Origin of the sequence: Glutamicibacter sp. NPDC127525, from assembly GCF_042672105.1 — a bacterium.
GTDB lineage: Bacteria > Actinomycetota > Actinomycetes > Actinomycetales > Micrococcaceae > Glutamicibacter.
This window is the reverse complement of sequence record NZ_JBHXVN010000009.1, coordinates 78,900-100,590: the sequence shown is the minus strand read 5'-3', so window position 1 is coordinate 100,590 and position 21,691 is coordinate 78,900. Positions and strand designations below refer to the sequence as shown.

The following is a 21,691-nucleotide window of genomic DNA, read 5'->3' as shown; positions in this document are numbered from 1 at the left end:
CGCGCAGTGGCCACCGTCATCGGCAATCGCGATGTCGTTTCGCCACGAGGTTGGTTTGCCTCCGGCCAATCATGCGGACACAGGACTCGCGTACCGACAATAGCCAAGGGACAAGGAAGTACACAGAAAGTGGTACCACCACAGCCGTCAGGGTAAGTGCACGGAGGACCGGATGCCATCTGGGCGCGACCCAAGCGAGAATGCACATGCCCAGAGAAACGAGGGGAAATATCGCCACCCAAGTGAACGCCGCTCTTGTATGGATGGAAGCGGGGGCGACGGAAAATTCACGAATGGCAATGGCCCCGTCGGCTTCACGTATTTCTACTTGCATCTCTTCTTGCATAAAAATTCTCCAACCTAACAGTTGGAATTAGCATAGAGCATGAAGTATCGTTATCACCAAACCTATGTCTGGAGATTTGACTGAGCGCATGGCATGGAACACTGAAGCCACTCGGCTAAATTTGCTGGAAGCGGCGAGCGACGAATTCGCGAAACGAGGTTTCTCCGGAGCCAGAATCAGTGAGATCTCCCGCGCATCAGGGTGCAATCGAGAACGCATTTACCACTATTTCGGCGACAAGTCCGGGCTATTCACCGCTGCCCTGCTACACCGTCTAGTCGAGGCCCTGGACATTGTGCCTGTGGCCGGCGTGGGCCCCGAATCAATTGCTGAGTTCGCCGGCAGGTACTTTGATTATTCGCATGAAAACCCCTCCCTGGCTCGGCTGACCTTGTGGGAGGGTCTTGAACTGGGTGAACCAGTCGGGAAAAATGAACGAATACGCCGCTCAGCACGCAAGATCTCCGAGTTGCATAATGCACTACCGTTGGCGCAGATATCAGAGATTGAGGACCTCCTGCTAACAATTGTCTCGCTCTGCAATGCTTCTGTATCGACGTCCAACATCGAGACGGTGATCATAGGCGAACCGGAACTATCGCGCAAACGCGCGTCGATCACGAGAACCAGCTGGCTACTCGCCCACGGACTAAGTCATCAAGTTTGACGGTCCTTCGTGATTAACTGCTGAAATCAACCGCACCCCGGATACCCCAGCACATCGCTGGCCACCATCAAATAGCATAATTTCACCTATCGAAAGGCACACCATGATTACCCACGTATGGGGCATGACATTCAACGACCATGCCACCGCTCAACGACGCGAGGAATTCTTGCAGGCGATGGCTGAGCTTCCCGCACTGACCGGGGAGACCGCTTCTTTCAAGGCTGGCGCAGACATCGGACTCAACCCGGGAAACTCCGACGTCACCATCGTCGCCGAGTTCACCGACGCCCAAGCTTGGCGTAATTATATTGATGCGCCCGCACACCAGGAATTCATCGAAAAGCACGTTAATCCTTTATGCGCATCGTGGAACGCGATTCAGTTCAACAGCTGATCAGCTTCGAAGCCATCGATATCAATTGCTGACTTTCAGCGCTTTCCACAGATCTTCAGCATGTCGGTAGTTCTCCAATTGTCCAGAAAATGTATCCGCCGTACTGGCATCCAGATTGCGACCCTTTCTAGGGTTGTCCCCTGAGACGACTTGACAGTGCAGCGGCGCCACATGCGACGCAACAACTACCCTGCCACGGCAAAACGGTTCCCACCCCCAGTTGATCTTAGGGGTGGGAACCGCCACAGCAATGTTTAGGGTAAATAACCGCCTAACTTTTGACCCACTTATGTTGGGATTGCCGGTATCTGCCTCAACGTTTCCTACTTGAGCAGCCGGATGGCATGTTCCTCGACATACTCGGACAAACCGGCCGTGCCGAACTCACGACCTATGCCGCTCTGCTTAATCCCCCCGAAAGGCATCCGAAGATCCAGAGACTCGAACGCATGGGTATTGATGAATGTGCTCCCGGCCTCGATGCGGCTGGCAATATCGAATCCCTTGGAATCATCTGCGGTCCAGATTGACGAACCGAGACCGAATTCGCTGTCATTGGCCCATGAAATAGCCTGTTCGATGTCGTCGTAGGGAATCAGAGGAATGACTGGACCGAATTGCTCGCATGCGGAAATCGCATCGCTATGTGAAGCATTGCGCACAACATGAGGCAGGACATAATAACCGTCCTCCCAATTTGTGTCCGCGGATTTGCGTCCAAGCTCGACAATATCCGCGCCCGAGGCGCGGGTTTGGCTTATAAGCTCAGTCACCTTGCCGTATTGCTCTTCGGTGGCCAGCGGACCGAATTTCACGCCATCATCCAACCCGTGCCCGACAACGAACTCGTCGACCCTCTGAATTAGTTCTTCTGCGAACTCGTCATGCAGTTCACGTGGCACGTAGACCCGTTTCACCGCAAAGCAGATTTGGCCGCTCCGTGTGTAAATACCCATCAGCATCCGGTCAAGGGTTGCACTGATATCCGCGTCGTTCAACACGATTGCAGGATCATTGCCACCCAGCTCCAACGTGAGATTCTTGACCGTCTGCGCAGCAGACTTCGCCACCGCCCGCGCGGTGGCGATGCCACCGGTGAAACCCACTTTCCGGACCAGGGGATGGCTGGTCAGTGCCTCACCGACGTCACCATCGCCGTGGACAATGTTGAGCACGCCCTCGGGCAGGATTTCTGCTACCCGCTGCAAGAGCATGGTCAAGGCGGCGGAAGCGAACGGCGAAGGCTTCAGCACCATCGTATTGCCGGCCAATAGGGCCGGAGCAAGCTTCATCATGGTCAGGACAACGGGCATATTCCACGGAACAATTGCAGCCGCTACACCGCGAGGCACTTTTTCGATGCGGATAGTTGATGCCTCATCGTCGTAGGTCACCGGGGCAAAGAAATCTTCGGCCAAGGACGCCGTATGTTGGAGGACTCCTGCCCCCAGAGCGAAATCAGTTTGAGCTTCCCAGAGCACGCCGCCATGTTCGCGAACAAGCAGGGGGGCAAGTTCTTCGGAGGAAGCACCGAGGATCTCCGCTGCTTTAAGCAGCAATGCCGAGCGTTCCGCGACTGGAACACTACGCCAGTTCTGGAAAGCCTGGTGCGCTGCCTTCACAGCAGCATCCACATCGTCAGGGGTTCCAATTGCCACCCTTGCGACGATCTGTGAATTCTTCCCGGGATCACGTACATCCCGATAGTTCTCGGCTTCGAGCATATGCCCGTTGACCACGTGGCCAATAGTTGGAATTGCGGTTGCAATTGAGGAGGTATTCATGCGATTCAGTACCTTTCGTTGGAGATTTCCATGGGATGTGAACATGAAAGAAGGAGTCAGGCCTTGCCCTGCCTGGGCCCTGTTGTACCGGTGCTCGACGTGGTGTCCAAGCTCAAGCGTGGCACCAGCAAGACCGAGGCAAGACCGATTGCCGCGGCAATGGCCCAAATGGAGAAGTTGATGAATGTTCCAAGCGATGCAGCAATCAAAACCCCACCGCCATAAATCGCGATAACCGCTCCAATGCGGCCTACTCCCAACATGAGGCCCAAGGCCGTTGCACGGACTCTACCGGGATAGTAGGTTCCAAGGAACCCATTGACCAGAATTTGAGCGCCGACAGATCCGAACCCGACAACTGCAACCAGAACATACATCACCAGAAGAGGCATTATTCCAGTCGCCATCAATACCAGCGCCACCCCGGAACATACAAATGACACTGCTGTTACTGAGCGAGGTCCGAACCGATCCGCCAGAGTGGAGGAGACCAGTACACCAGCCACGGCTCCGACATTGACGGTCAATAGGAAAGAGAGGGAAGAAGCCAGGGAATAGTTCGCGGCGACCATAAGCTGCGGAAGCCAGGTATTCAGACCATATACCAACGTCTGCCCTGCAATACCTGCCAAGCAGAACATGAGAGTGGCAACCAGGAGCTTGCCGCTGAAGATCGCGCGGAATCGCCCCTGCTGAACGGGTTCGTCGTTGGCTTCATGCTCCGCATGCGTGGGCATCGGCTCCAACCCATACGCCCGGACAATCTGCTGAGCCTCAGCCTCGCGCCCGCGAGCCGATAAGAAAGCCGGCGATTCTGGCAAGAACTTCAGTAGCAACGGCACCACTATAATCAGAGGTGAAGCACCGATGGCGAGCATCCCGCGAAAGCCAATGTGCTGAAGCAGCGCGAGCGCAAGCAAAGCAGCCATCACTCCTCCCACAGCATAGCCGGAAAACATCAGCGCATTGTTGAAATTTCTCTTGGTGCGTGGAGAGAACTCAATAGTCATGGCTATGGCAGTGGGAATCACGCCGCCAAGTCCCATTCCTGCAAGGAAACGAGTTACTCCAAAGAATTCCGGGGTCGGCGACCACGCACTAGCAAGCATTAGCAAGGAGAAGAACGTTACGGAGGAGATCAGAACCTTGCGTCGTCCAACGATATCTGTCAAATAGCCGATACCAATTGCTCCGAAGAACATTCCGGCCAGCGCATAGCTTCCAATAGCTCCAGTTTGCACAGGCGTCAGATGCCAAGGCTCGAATGCGAGCAACGCTGGGGTGATTGCTCCGTATACAACCAGATCGTATCCGTCGAATACGATGGCGATGAAGCACAGACCAATGACTGCAGCGGTTGAACGCCGTGAAGTACCTTGATGGGTTTTCATTTGGAATACCTTTCAGGAGCGATCTTGTGTTTCATCTCACAAAACCTCGACCCGTTAAGGTATAACAATATTTTCACGTACCGTCAATAAACTGTCACTAATCTATTCTCAAGGCTATCTCCCAAAGGAGCACTCATGACACCGAAACCCAGATCTTTGATCATGGACCTGTTTGGCGACTATCTTCGCTACAACAATGGCGAGGCTCGATTGGGCGAACTGACCGAATTGCTGTCGGCATTCGACATAGAGCCCTCTAGCGCTCGCATGACCCTATCCCGTCTGAAAAAGCAGGGTTGGTTCGAGACCCGTCGGGAAGGCCGGGAAACCATCTACACCCTCTCGGAATCTATGCTGCAGGTGCTAGCAGAAGGACGCGAGCGGATTTTCCAACGACGCGACAGCCCCTGGGATGGGCGATGGACGATGGTCCTATACCAAGTTCCCGAAACCGAACGGGCCGTACGCGAATCACTAAGAAAGAACCTGTCCTGGCTCGGATTCGGCCAGCTTTCCTCCTCATCCTGGCTCGCCGCCCATGATCTCATGCGCGAAGCCAACGAACTAGCCGAGCTATACCCCCAAGCCTCAGTGGATATCATGTGGACCTACACAGATTCGACTGCCAAAGACAAGTCGCTGGCTTTGCGTTGCTGGGACCTGGAGGAACTCGCAGGCGATTACCGTGAATTCATCGACAAATATGCGCCTGTCGAGCAAAGCAGGGACTTCGAGAAAGCCACTGGCGCCGCCGCGCTCGTCATGAGAACCACCCTGGTTGCGGATGCCCGCCGGTTTACTTTCCGCGACCCCCGCCTCCCCCTGGAACTGCAGCCAAGGGACTGGCCGGGCCGCGAAGCGTACGAACTGTTCCGGAGGCTGCATGCCTACTTGGGCCCAGCCGCCCGCGCCTATGTGGAATCCATCATCAAATCCTCGCTCAGTGCTTACCCGCCCCACTAGTTGTTATCGAACAAGCCAAAATTATAAATAACAAAAACTTGACGTTGCCCAAATTAATGTCACACAATGGAGGTGTACATCACATCTAGTAAGGAGTCCCAATGGCTTTCCGAGTTGCATGCGTAGGTGGCGGCCCCGGCGGGTTGTTTTTTTCGACCTTGCTCAAGCGCCAGCTTCCAGAAGCAGAAGTAGTTCTCTTCGAACGAAACCAGGCCGCTGACGCCTTCGGCTTCGGGGTCGTCTTTTCAGATGCCACGCTCAATGCGATCAATGACGCGGATCCAGTCCTTCGTGACGGACTTCGTGACCACGGAACCCATTGGGACACGATCGAGGTCTGGCTCAAGGGCCAACAACTGCCGTTCACAGGCAACGGAATGGCAGCAATACATCGCCGCACCCTGTTGCCGCTACTCCAAAGTCGGGCACTGGCAGCCGGCGTTGATCTTCGTTTCGGCGAAAATGTTCCAGATCCACTGGTGCTGCGTGATGAATTCGATGTAGTAGTCGGTGCCGACGGGGCCAATTCGCGTACGCGAGAGGCTTTGGCAGAGCATCTGGGACACAGCACCGAGTCAGCCAGCGCCAAGTTCATCTGGTTCGGCACTACCCGCAAATTCGAGGGTCTGACGTTTGTGCATCGGGAAAGCGAATTCGGAAACTTTGCTGCTCATGCGTACCCGATCAGCGACGATCTGAGTACCTTCATCGTGGAAACCGACGAAGATACATGGCTTAAGGCCGGGCTCGACGAATTCGACACAAGCCAGCCCCCCGGCATTTCGGACGCCAAAACCCATGCATTCCTCGAAGAAGTCTTCGCCGAAGACCTGGCTGGGGACTCCATCGTGGCCAACAACTCTCGGTGGGCGACTTTCCAGACCCGGAGAACCGAACGCTGGCACTACGGGAATGTAGTCCTGCTTGGCGATGCGGTCCATACCGCGCATTTCTCCGTGGGATCCGGCACTAAAATGGCCATGGAGGATGGCATCGTCCTGGCCCGTGAAATCGCGGCGCACACACGGGATCTTCCCACTGCGTTCGCGAACTACCAGGCCGAGCGCGCCCCAAAGGTCTCGAAAATCCAGAACGCAGCCAGTGGTGGATTGAGCTGGTGGGAGCACTTCGGGCGATACTACAATGCGTTTGACCCCACGACTTTTGCCTTCCACTTCTTCTCACGCAGCATCGATATCGACAAGATGGCCCAACGGGACCCTAGGTTGGTGGACGAAACGCGGGAGCATTGGCAGCGTATCCACGGAACCCCAGTGCTCGATACCAGCGTGGAGATCGCCGGAATCACATTCGGCTCCCGTGAGCTGGCGTTGCACCAGGCTGAGGACACCACCCTGCGTCTGCTGGACCAGCGTGGTGCCGAACTGCCGGTGACCGGAGCCATTGCCAAGATCGTAGCTCCGATGGAATCGACGAAAGTCCCCGACATCGCTGCACAATTGCCCCCGAACACCAAAGCTGCCGTGATCGACGGCGGAACTGCGTTGACCCGGACCCTGCTCTCAGAAGAATTGCGCTTGATCCGCGGCATATCCACGATAATCGTCCAGGACCGGGACCCAGTGAGCGCAGAAACCCTGGTTCTCTCTTCACGCGCAGATGCTGTGGCCAGCCCAGCGCACGCGAACTCGGACAGCGGTGTATCCCATGACTGATCTCAATTCGCTGTTCAATCCCGCCGGAACCATGGTGGTCGGCGCCTCAGCGACCCCAGGCAAGCTGGGAGCGGTTATGGCCAGCTCCCTGGCGACCTACCGTTCCGGTCCCGCACTGGTCAATTCCAGGGGTACCGACGGGATGCACCGCTCGATTGCCGACGCGGTGGCCGCCGCCCCTGACACGATTGATCTGGCAGTTCTGTGCGTGCCAGCCGCAGCCACCGCGCAAGCAATTCGCGAAAGCGCCGCGCACGGGGTGAAGTCAGCTCTGGTGTGCTCCGGTGGATTCGCTGAAGCTGGCGGAGAGGGGCTGGATTTCGATGCCCAAGTGCGTTCCGCTGTCACAGAGACCGGAATCCGCCTGCTCGGCCCGAATACTTCTGGTTTCTTCGTGCCGCGACTGGGTCTGCGCGCCAGCTTTGTCCCCGGCGTCACCTCGCTGGAGCCCGGATCGGTCGCCGTGGTCGCGGCCAGCGGAGGCATCAACCACGTGCTTTCCTTCCACCTGCAATCAGCAGGCGTCGGGGTCAGCCTGGGTGTCGGCATCGGCGCTGGACTGGATATCACGGCACCTGATGTCCTTGACTACCTGATCGGCGACGCAGCAACTCGCGCGGTGGTCCTGCATCTGGAAACTGTCTCCGACGGGCCCCGGCTGCTGGACGCTGTTCGCCGGCTCAGCTCGGTCAAACCTGTCATTGCCTTGGTCATCGGCCGCAACGACGTCTCCGAATTTGCCCAATCCCACACCGGAGCATTGGCCACATCCTGGCACACCACGCGCGCGGTGCTGCGCCAAGCCGGAGCGGTTGTCGTTGACAACGAGACCGAACTTGTCGATGCAGCTACCGCGCTGTGCGGCAGGCGGCCTGCACCGTCACCTGAATTGTCGGCGGGCCTGGTCACTGGCCAGGCCGGTCCTGGCCTTCTGATCGCCGATGCGCTCTACGGCAACGGGATCGGGTTGCCTCGACTAACTGAGGATTCCATGCGCGAGATCGGCACCTTGCTTCCCCCGATCACCTTCCAGGGTAATCCAGTGGACACCGGTCGCCCTGGCCCTGGCTACCCGCAAATCCTCCGTACGGTGGCCGAGGACCCATCCATCGATGTGCTTGGCGTCTACGGAATCACCGAACCGGTCATCTCCTTGCCTGACGCGGTGGCCGAGGCGGGAGTCGCCGATGGGCTACCGGTATTGATCGGCGTCGACGGACCTGACGAAGAGATCCATGCCGCTCGGACCAAGGCCGCGGCTGCCGGTGTGCCGTTGCTGGTTGGTCCCGGCGCGCTGGCCCGGGGCATCGGGGCGCTGGCTGCCGATGCCCGATCGCAGTACCTGCGGTCTACAGAAGATGGCGACCCGGCGGAACCCGTGCGGATCGATGCCGGGGGGCCCTGGGATGAAGCACGGTCCAAGGACCTGCTTGACGCCCTGGGTTTCGCTACCCCCGATCGCCGAGTCTGCACCACCCGAGCCGAAGCCCATGCTGCCTTGGCGGAGCTGGGAGGCCGCGTTGCGGTGAAATTGCTTGATGCAGCGGTCTTGCACAAGACGGAAATCGGCGGCGTTCATCTTGGGATCACTTCCCCGGAGGAACTTGACGCCGCGTTTGATGCCCTGGTCCGCATCAACGCCCGCCAAGTGCTTGTCGAGCGCATGGCAGACGGGGGCGTCGACCTGGTTCTCGGGGTACGCCGCGATCCGGTGTTCGGGCCGATCGCAGTCTTGGGCCTGGGCGGAATTGCCACCGAGGTATTCGCCGATTCGACGATCCGGTCCCTGCCGGTGACTCCTCGCTCAGCTGCCGCCATGCCCGATGAGCTGGCCGCGGCAGCGCTCTTGCGCGGTTTCCGATCAGGACCGACACTGGATGTCGCCGAGATCGCCCGGCTGATATCGGTCCTGGGGTCCGTGCTGGAGACCAATCCCGTCATATCCGAAATCGAAATCAATCCACTTCGTCTACAGGACACCGGTTTGACGGCCCTTGATGCCGTCGTCATCAGCGAGGAGAACTGAGCATGCCACAGCATACTTCACAGGGAACCGTCCCCTGGCCAGAGGCCTTGGAAAAAAAGTTCCGTACCCTGGGATACTGGCAGGATCGACCACTTGGATCCTACATCCACGAGGTTTCAGACCGGCTGGGTGAGAAAATCGCGCTTGTTGATGGGGACACCCGGATGACCTATGCCGAGGTGGCCGATCGCATGGACGCCGGTGCCGAAAGACTGCTGGCGCTGGGATTGCGGCCTGATGACCGGGTCATGGTCCAATTGCCCAATTCATGGCCGTTCGTCATCTTCACGCTGTCCTGCTTCCGTGCCGGGATCGTCCCGGTGATGGCTCTCCCTGCCCATCGCCGATTCGAACTCAGCGCCCTGAGCGAGATCGCCGAAGCACGTGCCATTGCGGTACCCGATTTGGTCAAAGGCTATGACCATCGAGTGCTGGCCAGGGAAGTCCGCGAGGCCGTGGGCAGCATCGAGCTGACTTTGGTCAGCGGCCAGCCCGGCGAGGACGGGATCAGCTTAGAGGACATCCTTGCCCCAGGCGGGGATCCGGACGCAGCCCGAGCCCGTTTGGATGCGGCAGCCCCCTCGCCCGATTCGCCGGCCTGCTTCCTTCTTTCCGGTGGGACCACCGGTTTGCCCAAGCTGATCACCCGCACCCATAACGACTACGCCTACAACATCCGGGTGTGTTCCGAAGCCTCGGACTTGGATGAGGGCACCGTGTATCTGGGCACCTTGCCCTCAAGCCACAATTTCCCGCTGGCCTGTCCTGGCATCCTCGGAGCGCTGTTCGCCGGTGGTCGGGCCGTCATGCTGCCAAGCCCTGCCCCGCAGCGAGCTTTCGCCACCATAGAAGCCGAAGGTGTCACTATCGCTTCCGCGGTTCCCGCAGTAGCCCAGCGCTGGGTGGAATACCAGCAGGAAACCGGGGGCCGGCAAACCGAGTCGCTGCAGGTCCTGCAGGTGGGCGGTTCCCGCCTGCCGGACGAATTCGCTTGGAAGATCAAGCCCGTTCTGGGAGCCACCTTGCAACAGGTCTTCGGCATGGCCGAAGGGCTGATCAATATGACCGCGCTCGATGATCCAGAGGAAGTCATCTGCACCACCCAGGGACGTCCGGTCTCCGTGGCTGACGAGATCCGTATCGTTGACGAACTGGGCGATGACCTGCCCGACGGGACTCCTGGTTCCATCCTGACCCGTGGTCCCTATACCCCGCGTGGATATTACCGGGCTCCCGAGGCCAACGAGCGGGCCTTCACCGACGGCGGCTGGTATGCCAGCGGAGACATCGTGGTGCGCCGGCCAGATGGCAATCTCGTGGTGCACGGCCGTGACAAGGACATGATCAATCGTGGCGGGGAAAAGATCTCGGCAGAGGAAATCGAAAGCCTCGTCTACCGGATGCAGGATGTGACCCTGGCCGCGGCCGTGGCCATGCCCGACCCGGTGCTTGGTGAGCGTTTATGCCTCTACGTCACCATCCGCGAGGGAAGCAGCGTGACCCTGGACCGGATCCGAGAGGAGATCGAGCAGGCCGGTGTCGCAGCTTTCAAGATCCCCGAACGCCTGGTGATTCTCGATGAGCTGCCGACCACCAAGGTCGGAAAGATCAACAAGAAGGAACTGCGGGCCGACATCAAGGCCCGTCTGGATGCCGAGAACCCCGCAAACAGCCAGCCCTCGACTCCCAGCTAATAGCACCGGACCCGCTTCGACCAAATCATCCAATGACCATTCACATGGAAAGGACGACCCATGAGTGAGAACCAGATGGCTGTTCCCCCGCCCACGCCGGAGGAACAGCAGCAACTAGACGCCCTGTACCGCGATTTCGAAAGCGAGAACCTGATCCCGCTGTGGACCGAGATCGGCGACCTGATGCCCATGGAGCCTCGCCCGGCCGCCCTGGCCCATGTCTGGCGCTGGAAGAACCTGCTGCCCATGGCCGAACGTGCCGGCGATCTGGTACCAGTAGGCCGCGGTGGGGAGCGGCGCGCCATTGCCCTGGCCAACCCGGGACTCGGTGGCCGCCCATATGCTACCCCGACCCTGTGGGCCGCCATCCAGTATCTTGGCGGACACGAGACTGCGCCGGAACACCGGCATTCGCAAAATGCCTTCCGCTTCGTGGTCGAAGGCGAGGGAGTGTGGACCGTGGTCAATGGGGACCCGGTGCGGATGTCGCGCGGTGATTTCCTGCTGACCCCCGGCTGGAACTTCCATGGGCATCATAATGAAACCGACCAGCCCATGGCCTGGATCGATGGGCTGGATATTCCGTTTGTGCACTACACCGACACCTCATTCTTCGAATTCGGAACCGAACGGGTCACCGACGAGTCAACCCCGGACATATCCCGCTCCGAAAGGCTCTGGGCCAACCCCGGACTGCGCCCGCTCTCCGGCTTGGACAACACGGTTTCCTCCCCTATCGGAGCCTATCGCTGGGAGCACACCGATCGCGCCCTGTCCGAGCAGCTCGCGTTGGAGGACGAAGGCCAGCCAGCCACGGTCCACCAGGGCCATGCCGCTGTTCGGTTCATCAACCCGACCACTGGCGGCGATGTCATGCCGACCATCCGTGCGCAATTCCACCGGCTCCGAGCCGGGGCAAGCACCCCGGTGACCCGGGAGGTCGGATCCTCGGTGTACCAGGTCTTCGAGGGCCGCGGCACCGTGACCGTCAATGGCGAGCGTACCGCGCTGGATAAAGGCGATTTGATTGTTGTTCCATCTTGGGCCGCTTGGTCCATGGAAGCTGAGACCCAATTCGACCTGTTCCAGTTTGGCGACCAGCCGATCATGGAACGACTGAACTTCAACCGCACTTACATCGAAGGGCAAACCAAATGAAACTGGCTACCATCCGCACCGAGAACGGCACAGCTGCCGTCCGCCAAGATGGCGACAGCTACACGCTGATCGCTGGATACAGCAGCGTCGACAAGCTGCTGCGCGAAAGCAACTGGAAGCAAATCGCCGCCGATGCCACAGGTTCTGCCTCCGCAGGTACCGAGTTCGCAGTAGCCGAACGTGAACTGGCACCTCTGGTGACTGCACCGGGCAAGATCATCTGCGTCGGTTTGAACTATCGGACCCACATTCTGGAAATGGGGCGCGAGCTTCCCGAATACCCGACCCTGTTTTCAAAGTATGCCGAAACCCTGATCGGTGCCACCGACGACATCGAGCTGCCCACGGAAGACTCCGCGATCGACTGGGAAGCGGAACTAGCGGTGGTCATCGGCAAATCCGGCCGCCGTATCCCCGAGGCCGAAGCCACCAAGCACATCGCCGGCTACTCGATCTGCAATGACATATCAATGCGAACCTGGCAATTCCGAACGAAGGAATGGCTGCAGGGAAAAAACTGGGAGAATTCGACACCGCTGGGCCCTTTCCTGGCCACCACCGACGAATGGTCTCCAGGCGGGACGATCCGCACCACGGTGGACGGGGAAGTGATGCAGGAGGCCTCCACCGGGGATCTGGTCCATGGCCCTGAATTCCTGGTTTCCTATATTTCCACGATGATCAGCCTGAATCCGGGAGATGTAATCATTACAGGAACTCCGGGCGGAGTAGGCCATGCGCGAAAACCACAGCGCTACCTCACCGATGGACAGGTCGTGGAAACCAGCATTGAGGGTCTGGGCTCCTTGCGTAACCGCGCCAGCGGAAAGATTCCAGATCACGCCTAACTGCGTGCCGCTTCGAAACTCAACCCACGGTTTACCCAGGAGATGCCCATGGTCGCCCGTCATGATCTAGCCACGGATCCCGAACTGCTCGATGCCCTGCTGACCGTTCGGCGTGGAACGGCATTTTTCGGCCGTAAGCTCAACGAACTTCCCGATTCCGAACTCAGCGCCCCGTCGTTGCTGGATGGATGGTCCAAAGCGCACGTCATCGCTCACGTCGGCTACAACGCGCGGGCGCTGTGCCGGTTGATCGAATGGGCCAACACCGGGGTGGAGAACCCGATGTATTCCTCGCCCGTGGAACGCAATCGAGAAATCGAGTTCGGGGCCACCCTGAACCCGACTGCCCTGCGCAATCTCTACGAGCATTCGGCTATACATCTGAATGTAGAGTGGCGCGACACGCCAGACGAGGCGTGGACCCAGCAAGTCAAGACCGCCCAGGGGCGCACGGTCGCGGCTTCCGAGACGATTTGGATGCGCACCCGGGAAATCTGGATCCATGCGGTAGATCTGGACAATGGTGCCGGGTTCGAGCAAATCCCCGAGAATGTCCTGGACCGGTTGCTGGCAGACATCACCGGCATGTGGAAAACGCGGGGGCAGGGTTCGGGGCTCCTCCTGCGCGATATCGACACCGGTACCTTGTATGGAGAGGCGGAGGGCGCGCAAGAGATTTCCGGCAGACTTCCGGACCTCGCGGCTTGGGCCTCCGGACGCCCATCGAGCGGCTTGAGCGCCAATTACGGTACGGTCGAACCCGCACCACGCTGGCTCTAAGTCGTTCGCATCACCGATGGCCGTCGATCCGGCATTGCACTTACTTGATGCATCAACTAACGTGAAGATGTAGGTTGGAAACGTGCGTTGCCGGCTGCTGTCTCAGCCAGTGGCCCCGCTATTCCGATCCCCCTAGATAAATTTGGAAAGGTGACACCATGAAGATTTCGGCAGCCGTGGCCCGCGGCCACGGAAAACCTTTGGCAATCGAAGAATTGGAGCTCGATGCCCCCCGGCACAACGAAGTACGTGTTCGCATGGTGGCGACAGGAATCTGCCATACGGACGCGGTTGTGCGAGACGGAATCTACCCGACCCCGCATCCTGCGGTGCTGGGCCACGAAGGCGCTGGAGTGGTCGAGTCCGTCGGCGATTCGGTGACTACAGTCTCCCCCGGTGATCACGTGGTGCTGGCCGCCGCGTACTGCGGGCACTGCAAGCAGTGCCGGAAAGGGGAGATGGCCTATTGCGAAAACCTGTTCGCCGCTGATTTCGGCGGACGACGCCACGACGGAAGCACCTCGCTGACCGCGGCGGACGGCGAAATGGTTTCTTCGCATTTCTTCGGCCAGTCCTCGTTCAGCACCTTCGCCAACGTTGTTGAGGAGTCGGTGGTCAAGATCGACAAGGATGTTCCGCTGGAGCACCTCGGCCCGCTAGGCTGCGGCTTCAACACGGGTGCCGGAACCGTTCTGAATGAGCTGAAGCCCGAAATCGGCTCGACCCTTGTAGTCTTCGGCGCCGGCGCCGTAGGCGATGCGGCCATCATGGCGGCATTCGCCTCCGAATGCGGAATTATCGTCGCGGTGGACATCCATGATGACCGCCTGGCCTTGGCCAAGGAACTTGGGGCAACCCATGTCATCAACTCATTGACCGAGGACATCGCGGCACGGTTGGACGAAATCACCGGCGGCAATGGGGTCAACTATGTTGTCGATACCACCGCGAGGCCCGAACTGCTACGGGCCGCAGCGGACTCATTGGGTGTTCGCGGTACCGTCGCACTGGTCGGCGCAGCCAAGCCAGGGACCGAAGCCACCTTCGAAGTTGGAGGTTCGCTGGTCAAGGGTTGGACCTTCAAAACCGTGGTGCAGGGCAGTTCTGTCCCTCAAGTATTCATTCCCCGCTTGATCCAGCTCTGGAAAAACGGACGCTTCCCCTTTGAAAAATTGGTGAAGGAATACGCATTCAAGGACATCAACCAGGGATTCGAGGACTCGAAATCCGGCAAGACTGTGAAGCCGATTATCGTCTTCTAACCCAATTTGCCAGCAGGATAGTGGGTCGGATCCATCCGTCACGGGTGCCTCCGGCCCATTCTCATGCCACGACAAACCCTGGAATGGCATCGGATTCCTGCAACTCCTATCCATTTCATGCATTATGCAATTTTGCTGGATCTGCTCTATGCCATAGCTGCGGTCAAGAGCGCCCTCGGTGACAGCCAGTATCAGAGCCGAAAATCCCCTCGTCACCCACACTTTGGGGAGCTCACTCGTAATCACGATGCCCCTGAAGCTCGGTAGCCTGCAACGCATCATGGAGTTTCCCACGAGCTCCAAGGCAGCCTCAATTCCCGAACGCCACTATGGCCTGCGCTTAGCTGGCGCTGCTTGGCCGATCAGCGCATGCGCCCCCCCTTCCTCTCGCCGCAGGCAGCTGTCAACAGCATCAGCTGGAAAAGAACACTTTCGACATCCAAGAGTAGGATATCCGGCGCATCGGCGGCGGCCATCGAAATCTCCAAGCGATTACCGAGTCCCCCGCAGCCTTGAGCCTTAGAAGGCCACCCGAGCCAGGGGCTGGTCTTCATCGTCCAACGAGCGAAGCTCGAGTTGCGCGGCCAAGGCGTGGACTTTCTCGCTGATCAGCTTCCGATATCCGAGGGGCGCGTTTGCTCCGGTGCCGAAGAGTTTGCTGTAGCGCTTTCCGAGGTCGGGACGGTTCTGTCGAACCCATGCCTGGAACGATTCGAGCGCGCCGGGGCGAAGGTGCATAACCCCGTGCCGTACGGTCGATGCCCCGGCGTCCTTAATTCGTTGGAGCGCGTCGCCAAGTTGCTCGTCGGAATCTGTGAGAAACGGGATCACCGGCATGAGGAATACGGTGACGTCGAAGCCCGCACTTGAGAGTTGGCGCACCGTTTCAAGGCGTGCGGTGGCGGCCGGCGCCCCCGGTTCGAGGAGCCGGCGAAGCGATTCGTCGAGGATCGCGATGGACATGCTGATTTCAACCTTGACAACTTGACGGGCTGCGACGAGCGCTGGGATGTCCCGGCGGATCAGGGTGCCTTTGGTCAGAATGGAGAACGGGGTGCAATGCGTGGCGAGTACCTGGATAATGCCCGGCATGAACTGGTATCTGCCTTCAGCGCGCTGATATGGATCGGTATTGGTACCCAAAGCGACCAATTCGCGCTGCCAAGTGCGTTTGCGGGTAAGTTCGCGGTCGAGGACATCAACGATGTTTGTCTTGACGACGATCTGCTGGTCGAAGTCGGGACCGCTGTTCAACCCGAGGTAGGCGTGCGACCCGCGGGCGAAGCAGTAGCGGCAGCCCATCGTGCACCCGCGATAGGGATTGATGGTCCATCGGAAAGGCATGCGCGACGATTCAGGTACTTTCGTGAGCGCAGATTTGGCCTCGACCTCGTGGAACACCACACCGGCGAATTCCGGTGTGCGGACAATGCGCGTCGCACCAGCCAGCTTAAGGATAGGTGCCCCAGTGGTTTCCTCCCGTCCGACATCCTGCTTCTGGGCATCCCAGCGCGTTGGCTTTGGGATCAGTGCATCGAACTGCTCGCCAGTCATCGTTCGGTCAAGACGACGAGCTTGCCGGCCGCAGCCCCGGATTCCATCTTGCGGTGGGCATCATGAATGCGCTCGAAGGAGAAAACCTCGTCGACGGGGATCGGGACCATGCCGCGCTGCGCGTCATCTAGATACGCCTGCAGGATGTCGGCAGGAAGATCCTCCGGCCCCCCGGAGTACGCGGTGAGGCGCACGCCCTTGGGCAGATACTCGATCGGATAGAAATCTTTGACAGTCCACTGATTCGAGAGCATCCCCGAGAAGCACACCGTGCCGTGCACCCGCACGGCACGGAGCGTGTCCTGCAGGGTCGGTGTTCCGACGAGCTCGAGGGCTGAATCCACCCCGCCGGGCAGGATGGCGCGGATCTGAGCGGCTATGCCACCGTCATCGATAAGTACGTGATCGACGCCAAGGCGGCGCAGCGCACCGGCCTTGGCAGGATTCCTCGTAGTGGCGAAGATGGCAGCGGCACCCTGGCGTTTGGCCAGTGCTACGGCAGCCATCCCGATCGAGGATGTGCCACCCCGGATGAGAATGCTCTGGCCGGCTTGGAAGTCCATGCCCACATTAAGCGATCCGTAGGCAGTTTGGAGCATCTCGGGAACCGCGCCGAGCGATTCCCAGCCGAGATTCGAGGTGAAAGGGATGACTTGCCCCAGCGGCACGCAGGTGTATTCAGCATAACCGCCGTCGAAGCTTCGACCCATGCCTCCCATCATCGTCACAACCTGCTGGCCAGGGACCAGCGTGCCACTGGGGTCAAGATCGATAACACCGGTGGCCTCGATGCCAAGCACGCGAGGATAGGTGACCGCTTCACCGGCGAAGCCGAGCCTCGTGTGCAGCTCCGAACGATTGATGCCGAACGCCTTCACCCTGATGCGCACCCATCCCGGCTTCGGTAACGGGATCGGGACGTCGCGGATCTTGAGGGATTCGACCGGGCCGGGGCCGTCGAGCACGATTGCGCGCATCGTTTGTTCCATCGTGGTCACTCCGAATCCGCTTCGAGCAGTTCACACAGCCAGGCGCGTTGCGCACTGTTCGCTGCCTTGGCTGTCACGAAAATTCCCCGCCGGTAGGGGTCGGTGATCTCGGCGCTCTTCAGTGCCCGTCCGCCCGACGTGAAGAAGCTCGCTGGCTGCTCAAGAAAATCAAGGCGGCGCTGCAAGACAGCCCGACGCTCTGCCGGATCGGGCAGGTGCGCAAGGAACGCAAGCACGACGAAGAAGCTGTTCAAGTCGGTGAGGTCCTGCCCCTCGACCCCACGCAACAGCGATTCCAGCCGTTCTCGACCGGTGGCCGTGAGGCTCAGGGTCTTCCGGGGAACGCTCCCTACACCGGGTTCGACCTGCTCGCCCAGAAACCCGGCCTTGGCCAAACGCTTGATCGCCGGATACAAGGTACCGTCGCTGATCTTGCGGGCATGGCCATGCAGCTGTTCCATTTTGCGGCGCAACTCGTAGCCGTGCAGGGGCCCATCGGCGAGGAATCCGAGAATCATCAAATCAATCATGATTCAACGATACACCACGATTCGATGTACAACGTTTCGATGTATACTATTCATCATGATCGAGTTCCAACATGTCACCAAGGCCTACCCGGATGGCACCCTGGCTGTTGCCGACTTCTCCTTGCGGGTCGACTCGCACCGCACGATTGCCCTTGTTGGCTCGTCGGGTTCGGGGAAGACAACGCTGCTGCGCATGGTTAATCGAATGGTGGAGCCCACTTCTGGCCGGATCCTCATCGACGGCGAAGATGTCGCTTTGGGCGACCCGGTTCGCTTGAGGCGATCAATCGGCTACGTCCTGCAATCCGGCGGACTCATGCCGCACCGAACCGTTCTCGACAACGTTGCAGTCGTCCTGCGCCTGAACGGCGTCGGCAAGGCGCAGGCTCGCGAGCGGTCGCTGGAGCTGATGGATCGCGTTGGCCTTGACCGGGCACTGGGCAGGCGGTATCCGCGACAACTCTCCGGTGGCCAGCAGCAGCGCGTGGGCGTGGCCCGGGCGCTCGCACCCGAGCCGGACATTCTCCTCATGGACGAGCCATTCGGAGCTGTCGACCCTATCGTGCGCCGAGAACTCCAGGACGAACTGCTGCGCCTGCAGCGGGACCTGGGCAAGACAATCCTCTTCGTCACGCACGACATCGAGGAAGCATTCCGCCTCGGTGACGAGGTCGTGATCCTGAAGCCCGGCGGCGCCATCGCCCAGCACGGCACGCCATCGGAAGTTCTCGCATTTCCTTCGGATGAATTCGTGCGCGGCTTCATCGGTGCCGACCGGGCTGAGCGCCAGATGCGACTCCAAACCCGCGGTTCGCGCACGATCGTCCTGGACGGCAACGGGCGCCCCGTCGGAGCGGTCTCCAAATGACGTGGTTGTCGCTCAACTGGCCACAGGTCCTCGATCTCCTCTTGGCGCACCTGGCCTTGTCGATCCCGGCGATCCTGCTCAGCGCCGTGATCGCGATTCCGCTCGGGAGGTTCGCCAACACGAGGCCCAGGGCCGGAGGCGCAGTGCTCGGAGTCGCGACGTTGCTGTACGCGGTCCCGTCGTTGCCGCTGCTCATCGTCATTCCGGTGATTCTCGGGGTGGCGCTGCGATCCGCTTCGACGATGGTCATCGCGCTCACGGTTTACGGTGTCGCCCTGTTCGTACGGACCAGCGCTGACGCGTTCGGATCAGTCGACCAGGGGACGAGGGATACGGCCACCGCGATCGGCTATGCGCCACGCGCAGTATTCTGGCACGTCGACCTGCCTCTTGCGGCTCCGTTGCTCATCGCGGGCCTGCGCGTCGTCTCGGTCTCCACGATCGGCCTCGTCACCATCGGGGCCCTCATCGGAGTGAAGAACCTTGGCACTCTCATGACCGATGGATTCCAGCGCGGCATTGCGGGCGAAGTCGCGGTTGGAGTCATCGCCACCGTCTTCCTCGCCCTCATCATCGATGCCCTCCTGCTTTTGGCCGGGCGTTCGCTGGCCCCATGGGCACGGCAGGCGCGCGCGGGAAGGGCGGTATCGGCATGAACCTGCTCATCGAGGCTTGGGCCTGGCTGATCGACCCCGCGAATTGGTCGGGCGTCTCGGGTATCCCTCACCGTCTCTTCCAGCACATCACCATCACCGTGCTGGCCCTGCTGGTTGCGCTCGCCATCGGCATACCGGCCGGGATGGTCATTGGGCACGCCCGGCGCGGGGCTGCCCTCGCTGGCGCGCTCGCCGGAGGCATCCGCGCGATCCCGACCTTGGGACTGTTGACCCTGCTGGGCCTGTGGCTCGGGATTGGAGTCGAAGCGCCATTCATCGCACTCGTGATTCTCGCGATCCCCTCGCTGCTGGCAGGCGCCTACTCAGGTGTTGAAGCAATCAATGTCCAGATCCCGCAGGCTGCTCGCGCTATCGGAATGCGCCCGGCCCAGGTGCTCCTGGGTGTCGAACTGCCGTTGGCACTGCCTGTCCTCGTCGGCAGCATCCGCGCCGCGACCATCCAGCTCGTCGCAACCACCACGCTCGCCGCCTACACGGCTGATGCAGGCCTCGGCCGCTATCTCTTCGCCGGACTCAAATCCCGCGACTACGGCGAGATGCTCGGTGGCTCGATCCTCGTCATCCTCCTCGCACTAGTCTTCGAACTCGCCCTCGCCGGATGCCAGCGCCTCGCACATCGCATCGCAGCACCTGCGATATGATTCGGCGCCCGCCGGCAATCAACAACACCGTAAAGGAATCACAATGTCCCGATTGAACCGCACGAAATCTTTCGCCGCGCTCGCGCTCGTCAGCATGCTGGCACTCACCGCCTGCAGCGGAGCAAATGACCCGCTAAACGAGGGCAGTGCTGCGACCGTTGCGACCGAAACGATCGTTGTCGGCTCGCAGGACTACTATTCGAACGAGATCATCGCCGAGGCGTATGCGCAAACGCTTGAGGACGCTGGATACGACGTGGATCGGCAGTTCCGTATCGGACAGCGCGAAGCTTACCTGCCCGAGATCGAATCCGGTGCGATCGATCTTTTCCCCGAGTACTCGGGGCCAGCGCTCCAATTCTGGGACCCCGATACCGAAGCTCGGCTGCCAGATGATGTCTACGCCGCATTGCAGGGTGCCGCACCCGAAGGTCTTCGCGTTCTAGACCGGTCGCCCGCCACCGACCAGGACTCCTACGTCGTTACCCAGGCGTTCTCCGAAAAGTGGGACGTTCACACGATCGAGGACCTCGCCAAGGTCACGACGCCGCTCACCCTTGGCGGCAACTCTGAAGGCGAGGACCGGCCCAACGGGCCGAATGGCCTGAAGAACACCTATGGCATCGATGTGGAGTTCACCCCGATCGAGGACGGCGGCGGCCCGCTCACCGTCAAAGCGCTCAAGGACGACGACGTGCAGTTGGCGATCATCTACACCGCCGACCCGTCCATCCAGGAGAATAGCCTCATCTCTCTCGAAGACACCAAGGGCCTCTTCCTCTCCTCCAACGTTGTTCCGCTCGCCAGCGACAAGATCGATGGGAAGGCCGCCGGAATCATCAACAAGGTCAGCGCAGCGATGAGCCCCGAAGACCTCATCGCCCTCGACAAGCGCAGCGTCACCGACCAGCTCCCAGCCGCGGAGATCGCCAAGAACTGGCTCAGAGACGAGGGCCTCATCTAGCGCACGAGCCAGCTGTATGGACAACAGCTCGACGACCCAGCACGTGGCTATCGCGAACGCTTCACGGGAGCGTCCAGCAGTCGAGAGGATGGGCACGGGGCTGACGCCGTTCTTCAACGAGCTGGCAACGGGCCGGTTGTGTGGCGCGGCCCCTCTCATGCACCGGCCGCATGCTCCGCTGATCCCCGGTAGCATGCTCACCATTTCAAGCGGGATAACCTGCCACTCTCCCCTTTAGAGCTTGGCAATGCTAGTACCCACTAGCAGGATCGGTCCCGCCTGCGGCAAAGTAACCCACCAGTCACATATGCCGTCGATCTGGATCTCGTCAAAGACTTCACCGGCGTGTGCCGTTCAGCAACGAGTAAACGTTCCAACACCGCCGCATGGTGCGCTTGGAAGTCTTAGCACTCGGCCTGGGCGTGCTTGCTCATTAGCCAGTTGGCGAAGCCGAAGAGGATGTTTCGCTGGGCGGC

Annotated in this window: 19 protein-coding genes; 14 read left to right on the top strand and 5 right to left on the bottom strand. The window is 60.0% G+C overall.

Annotation, left to right across the window (positions count from 1 at the left end; translation table 11 throughout):
• Positions 1–434: 434 nt before the first annotated feature.
• Entirely contained in the window at positions 435–1,013 is a 579-nt protein-coding gene (locus ACFVHU_RS17250) for a TetR/AcrR family transcriptional regulator (protein ID WP_388025618.1), read from the top strand.
• A gap of 103 nt (positions 1,014–1,116) precedes the next feature.
• Positions 1,117–1,410, top strand: a complete 294-nt coding sequence (locus ACFVHU_RS17245) for a Dabb family protein (protein WP_388025615.1) — start codon at positions 1,117–1,119, stop codon at positions 1,408–1,410.
• A gap of 323 nt (positions 1,411–1,733) precedes the next feature.
• On the opposite strand, the gene ACFVHU_RS17240 is transcribed toward ACFVHU_RS17245, so the two are convergent.
• Both ACFVHU_RS17240 and ACFVHU_RS17235 read right to left on the bottom strand, forming a co-directional pair.
• Positions 1,734–3,194 carry an aldehyde dehydrogenase family protein gene (locus tag ACFVHU_RS17240; protein WP_388025613.1) on the bottom strand — a complete coding sequence of 487 codons (1,461 nt, stop codon included), beginning with the start codon at positions 3,192–3,194 and terminating at the stop codon, positions 1,734–1,736.
• A gap of 56 nt (positions 3,195–3,250) precedes the next feature.
• Positions 3,251–4,585, bottom strand: a complete 1,335-nt coding sequence (locus ACFVHU_RS17235) for an MFS transporter (RefSeq protein ID WP_388025610.1) — start codon at positions 4,583–4,585, stop codon at positions 3,251–3,253.
• A gap of 135 nt (positions 4,586–4,720) precedes the next feature.
• Here ACFVHU_RS17235 and ACFVHU_RS17230 point away from each other — a divergent pair, with 135 nt between their 5' ends.
• From ACFVHU_RS17230 to ACFVHU_RS17195, 8 genes are all read left to right on the top strand, one after another.
• Positions 4,721–5,548, top strand: a complete 828-nt coding sequence (locus ACFVHU_RS17230) for a PaaX family transcriptional regulator C-terminal domain-containing protein (protein ID WP_388025608.1) — start codon at positions 4,721–4,723, stop codon at positions 5,546–5,548.
• Between the two features lie 101 nt (positions 5,549–5,649).
• Positions 5,650–7,224: an FAD-dependent monooxygenase gene (locus ACFVHU_RS17225; protein WP_388025605.1), complete on the top strand. Its 1,575-nt coding sequence runs from the start codon at positions 5,650–5,652 to the stop codon at positions 7,222–7,224.
• The gene (locus tag ACFVHU_RS17220; RefSeq protein ID WP_388025602.1) at positions 7,217–9,250 is read left to right on the top strand and encodes an acetate--CoA ligase family protein; all 2,034 of its coding nucleotides are present in this window, start codon (positions 7,217–7,219) and stop codon (positions 9,248–9,250) included. The genes ACFVHU_RS17225 and ACFVHU_RS17220 overlap by 8 nt, the downstream gene beginning before the upstream one ends.
• Before the next feature lie 2 nt (positions 9,251–9,252).
• A complete protein-coding gene (locus tag ACFVHU_RS17215) occupies positions 9,253–10,944 on the top strand; it encodes a (2,3-dihydroxybenzoyl)adenylate synthase (RefSeq protein ID WP_121867910.1) in 1,692 nt (563 codons plus the stop codon).
• Positions 10,945–11,004: 60 nt separating this feature from the next.
• Positions 11,005–12,102 carry a cupin domain-containing protein gene (locus ACFVHU_RS17210; RefSeq protein ID WP_121867911.1) on the top strand — a complete coding sequence of 366 codons (1,098 nt, stop codon included), beginning with the start codon at positions 11,005–11,007 and terminating at the stop codon, positions 12,100–12,102.
• Complete coding sequence (locus tag ACFVHU_RS17205) at positions 12,099–12,950, top strand: fumarylacetoacetate hydrolase family protein (protein ID WP_388025599.1); 852 nt, start codon at positions 12,099–12,101, stop codon at positions 12,948–12,950. Before ACFVHU_RS17210 ends, ACFVHU_RS17205 begins: the two co-directional genes overlap by 4 nt.
• Positions 12,951–12,998: 48 nt before the next feature.
• Positions 12,999–13,730, top strand: a complete 732-nt coding sequence (locus ACFVHU_RS17200) for a maleylpyruvate isomerase family mycothiol-dependent enzyme (protein ID WP_388025596.1) — start codon at positions 12,999–13,001, stop codon at positions 13,728–13,730.
• A 158-nt stretch (positions 13,731–13,888) separates the two neighbouring features.
• Complete coding sequence (locus tag ACFVHU_RS17195; RefSeq protein WP_388025594.1) at positions 13,889–14,992, top strand: NAD(P)-dependent alcohol dehydrogenase; 1,104 nt, start codon at positions 13,889–13,891, stop codon at positions 14,990–14,992.
• 519 nt (positions 14,993–15,511) lie between these two features.
• Here ACFVHU_RS17195 and ACFVHU_RS17190 read toward each other — a convergent pair.
• The 3 genes from ACFVHU_RS17190 to ACFVHU_RS17180 are packed head-to-tail and all read right to left on the bottom strand — an operon-like array spanning position 15,512 to position 18,065.
• The gene (locus ACFVHU_RS17190) at positions 15,512–16,546 is read right to left on the bottom strand and encodes an Rv2578c family radical SAM protein (RefSeq protein WP_388025591.1); all 1,035 of its coding nucleotides are present in this window, start codon (positions 16,544–16,546) and stop codon (positions 15,512–15,514) included.
• Positions 16,543–17,535 carry a zinc-binding alcohol dehydrogenase family protein gene (locus tag ACFVHU_RS17185; protein WP_388025588.1) on the bottom strand — a complete coding sequence of 331 codons (993 nt, stop codon included), beginning with the start codon at positions 17,533–17,535 and terminating at the stop codon, positions 16,543–16,545. Before ACFVHU_RS17185 ends, ACFVHU_RS17190 begins: the two co-directional genes overlap by 4 nt.
• Positions 17,536–17,540: 5 nt before the next feature.
• Positions 17,541–18,065: a PadR family transcriptional regulator gene (locus ACFVHU_RS17180; protein WP_388025586.1), complete on the bottom strand. Its 525-nt coding sequence runs from the start codon at positions 18,063–18,065 to the stop codon at positions 17,541–17,543.
• Positions 18,066–18,120: 55 nt separating this feature from the next.
• Between ACFVHU_RS17180 and ACFVHU_RS17175 the strand changes: the two genes are divergently transcribed.
• Genes ACFVHU_RS17175 through ACFVHU_RS17160 form a run of 4 tightly spaced genes read left to right on the top strand, consistent with a single transcriptional unit; the run spans position 18,121 to position 21,215 of the window.
• Positions 18,121–18,933 (top strand): ABC transporter ATP-binding protein, encoded by an 813-nt coding sequence (locus ACFVHU_RS17175; RefSeq protein ID WP_388025584.1) that lies wholly within the window; start codon positions 18,121–18,123, stop codon positions 18,931–18,933.
• On the top strand, positions 18,930–19,589 hold the full coding sequence (locus ACFVHU_RS17170) for an ABC transporter permease (RefSeq protein ID WP_388025582.1): 660 nt from the start codon (positions 18,930–18,932) through the stop codon (positions 19,587–19,589). The genes ACFVHU_RS17175 and ACFVHU_RS17170 overlap by 4 nt, the downstream gene beginning before the upstream one ends.
• Positions 19,547–20,251: an ABC transporter permease gene (locus tag ACFVHU_RS17165; RefSeq protein ID WP_388025579.1), complete on the top strand. Its 705-nt coding sequence runs from the start codon at positions 19,547–19,549 to the stop codon at positions 20,249–20,251. The genes ACFVHU_RS17170 and ACFVHU_RS17165 overlap by 43 nt, the downstream gene beginning before the upstream one ends.
• Before the next feature lie 43 nt (positions 20,252–20,294).
• Positions 20,295–21,215: a glycine betaine ABC transporter substrate-binding protein gene (locus ACFVHU_RS17160; protein ID WP_388025576.1), complete on the top strand. Its 921-nt coding sequence runs from the start codon at positions 20,295–20,297 to the stop codon at positions 21,213–21,215.
• The last annotated feature ends 476 nt before the right edge of the window (positions 21,216–21,691 follow it).

Coding starts and splice junctions, on each gene's coding strand:
- ACFVHU_RS17180 (WP_388025586.1), bottom strand. CDS start 18,065: ATGATTGATTTGATGATTCTCGGATTCCTCGCCGATGGGCCCCTGCAC.
- ACFVHU_RS17200 (WP_388025596.1), top strand. CDS start 12,999: ATGGTCGCCCGTCATGATCTAGCCACGGATCCCGAACTGCTCGATGCC.
- ACFVHU_RS17170 (WP_388025582.1), top strand. CDS start 18,930: ATGACGTGGTTGTCGCTCAACTGGCCACAGGTCCTCGATCTCCTCTTG.
- ACFVHU_RS17230 (WP_388025608.1), top strand. CDS start 4,721: ATGACACCGAAACCCAGATCTTTGATCATGGACCTGTTTGGCGACTAT.
- ACFVHU_RS17225 (WP_388025605.1), top strand. CDS start 5,650: ATGGCTTTCCGAGTTGCATGCGTAGGTGGCGGCCCCGGCGGGTTGTTT.
- ACFVHU_RS17175 (WP_388025584.1), top strand. CDS start 18,121: ATGATCGAGTTCCAACATGTCACCAAGGCCTACCCGGATGGCACCCTG.
- ACFVHU_RS17185 (WP_388025588.1), bottom strand. CDS start 17,535: ATGGAACAAACGATGCGCGCAATCGTGCTCGACGGCCCCGGCCCGGTC.
- ACFVHU_RS17165 (WP_388025579.1), top strand. CDS start 19,547: ATGGGCACGGCAGGCGCGCGCGGGAAGGGCGGTATCGGCATGAACCTG.
- ACFVHU_RS17215 (WP_121867910.1), top strand. CDS start 9,253: ATGCCACAGCATACTTCACAGGGAACCGTCCCCTGGCCAGAGGCCTTG.
- ACFVHU_RS17245 (WP_388025615.1), top strand. CDS start 1,117: ATGATTACCCACGTATGGGGCATGACATTCAACGACCATGCCACCGCT.
- ACFVHU_RS17250 (WP_388025618.1), top strand. CDS start 435: ATGGCATGGAACACTGAAGCCACTCGGCTAAATTTGCTGGAAGCGGCG.
- ACFVHU_RS17210 (WP_121867911.1), top strand. CDS start 11,005: ATGAGTGAGAACCAGATGGCTGTTCCCCCGCCCACGCCGGAGGAACAG.
- ACFVHU_RS17205 (WP_388025599.1), top strand. CDS start 12,099: ATGAAACTGGCTACCATCCGCACCGAGAACGGCACAGCTGCCGTCCGC.
- ACFVHU_RS17195 (WP_388025594.1), top strand. CDS start 13,889: ATGAAGATTTCGGCAGCCGTGGCCCGCGGCCACGGAAAACCTTTGGCA.
- ACFVHU_RS17190 (WP_388025591.1), bottom strand. CDS start 16,546: ATGACTGGCGAGCAGTTCGATGCACTGATCCCAAAGCCAACGCGCTGG.
- ACFVHU_RS17235 (WP_388025610.1), bottom strand. CDS start 4,585: ATGAAAACCCATCAAGGTACTTCACGGCGTTCAACCGCTGCAGTCATT.
- ACFVHU_RS17240 (WP_388025613.1), bottom strand. CDS start 3,194: ATGAATACCTCCTCAATTGCAACCGCAATTCCAACTATTGGCCACGTG.
- ACFVHU_RS17160 (WP_388025576.1), top strand. CDS start 20,295: ATGTCCCGATTGAACCGCACGAAATCTTTCGCCGCGCTCGCGCTCGTC.
- ACFVHU_RS17220 (WP_388025602.1), top strand. CDS start 7,217: ATGACTGATCTCAATTCGCTGTTCAATCCCGCCGGAACCATGGTGGTC.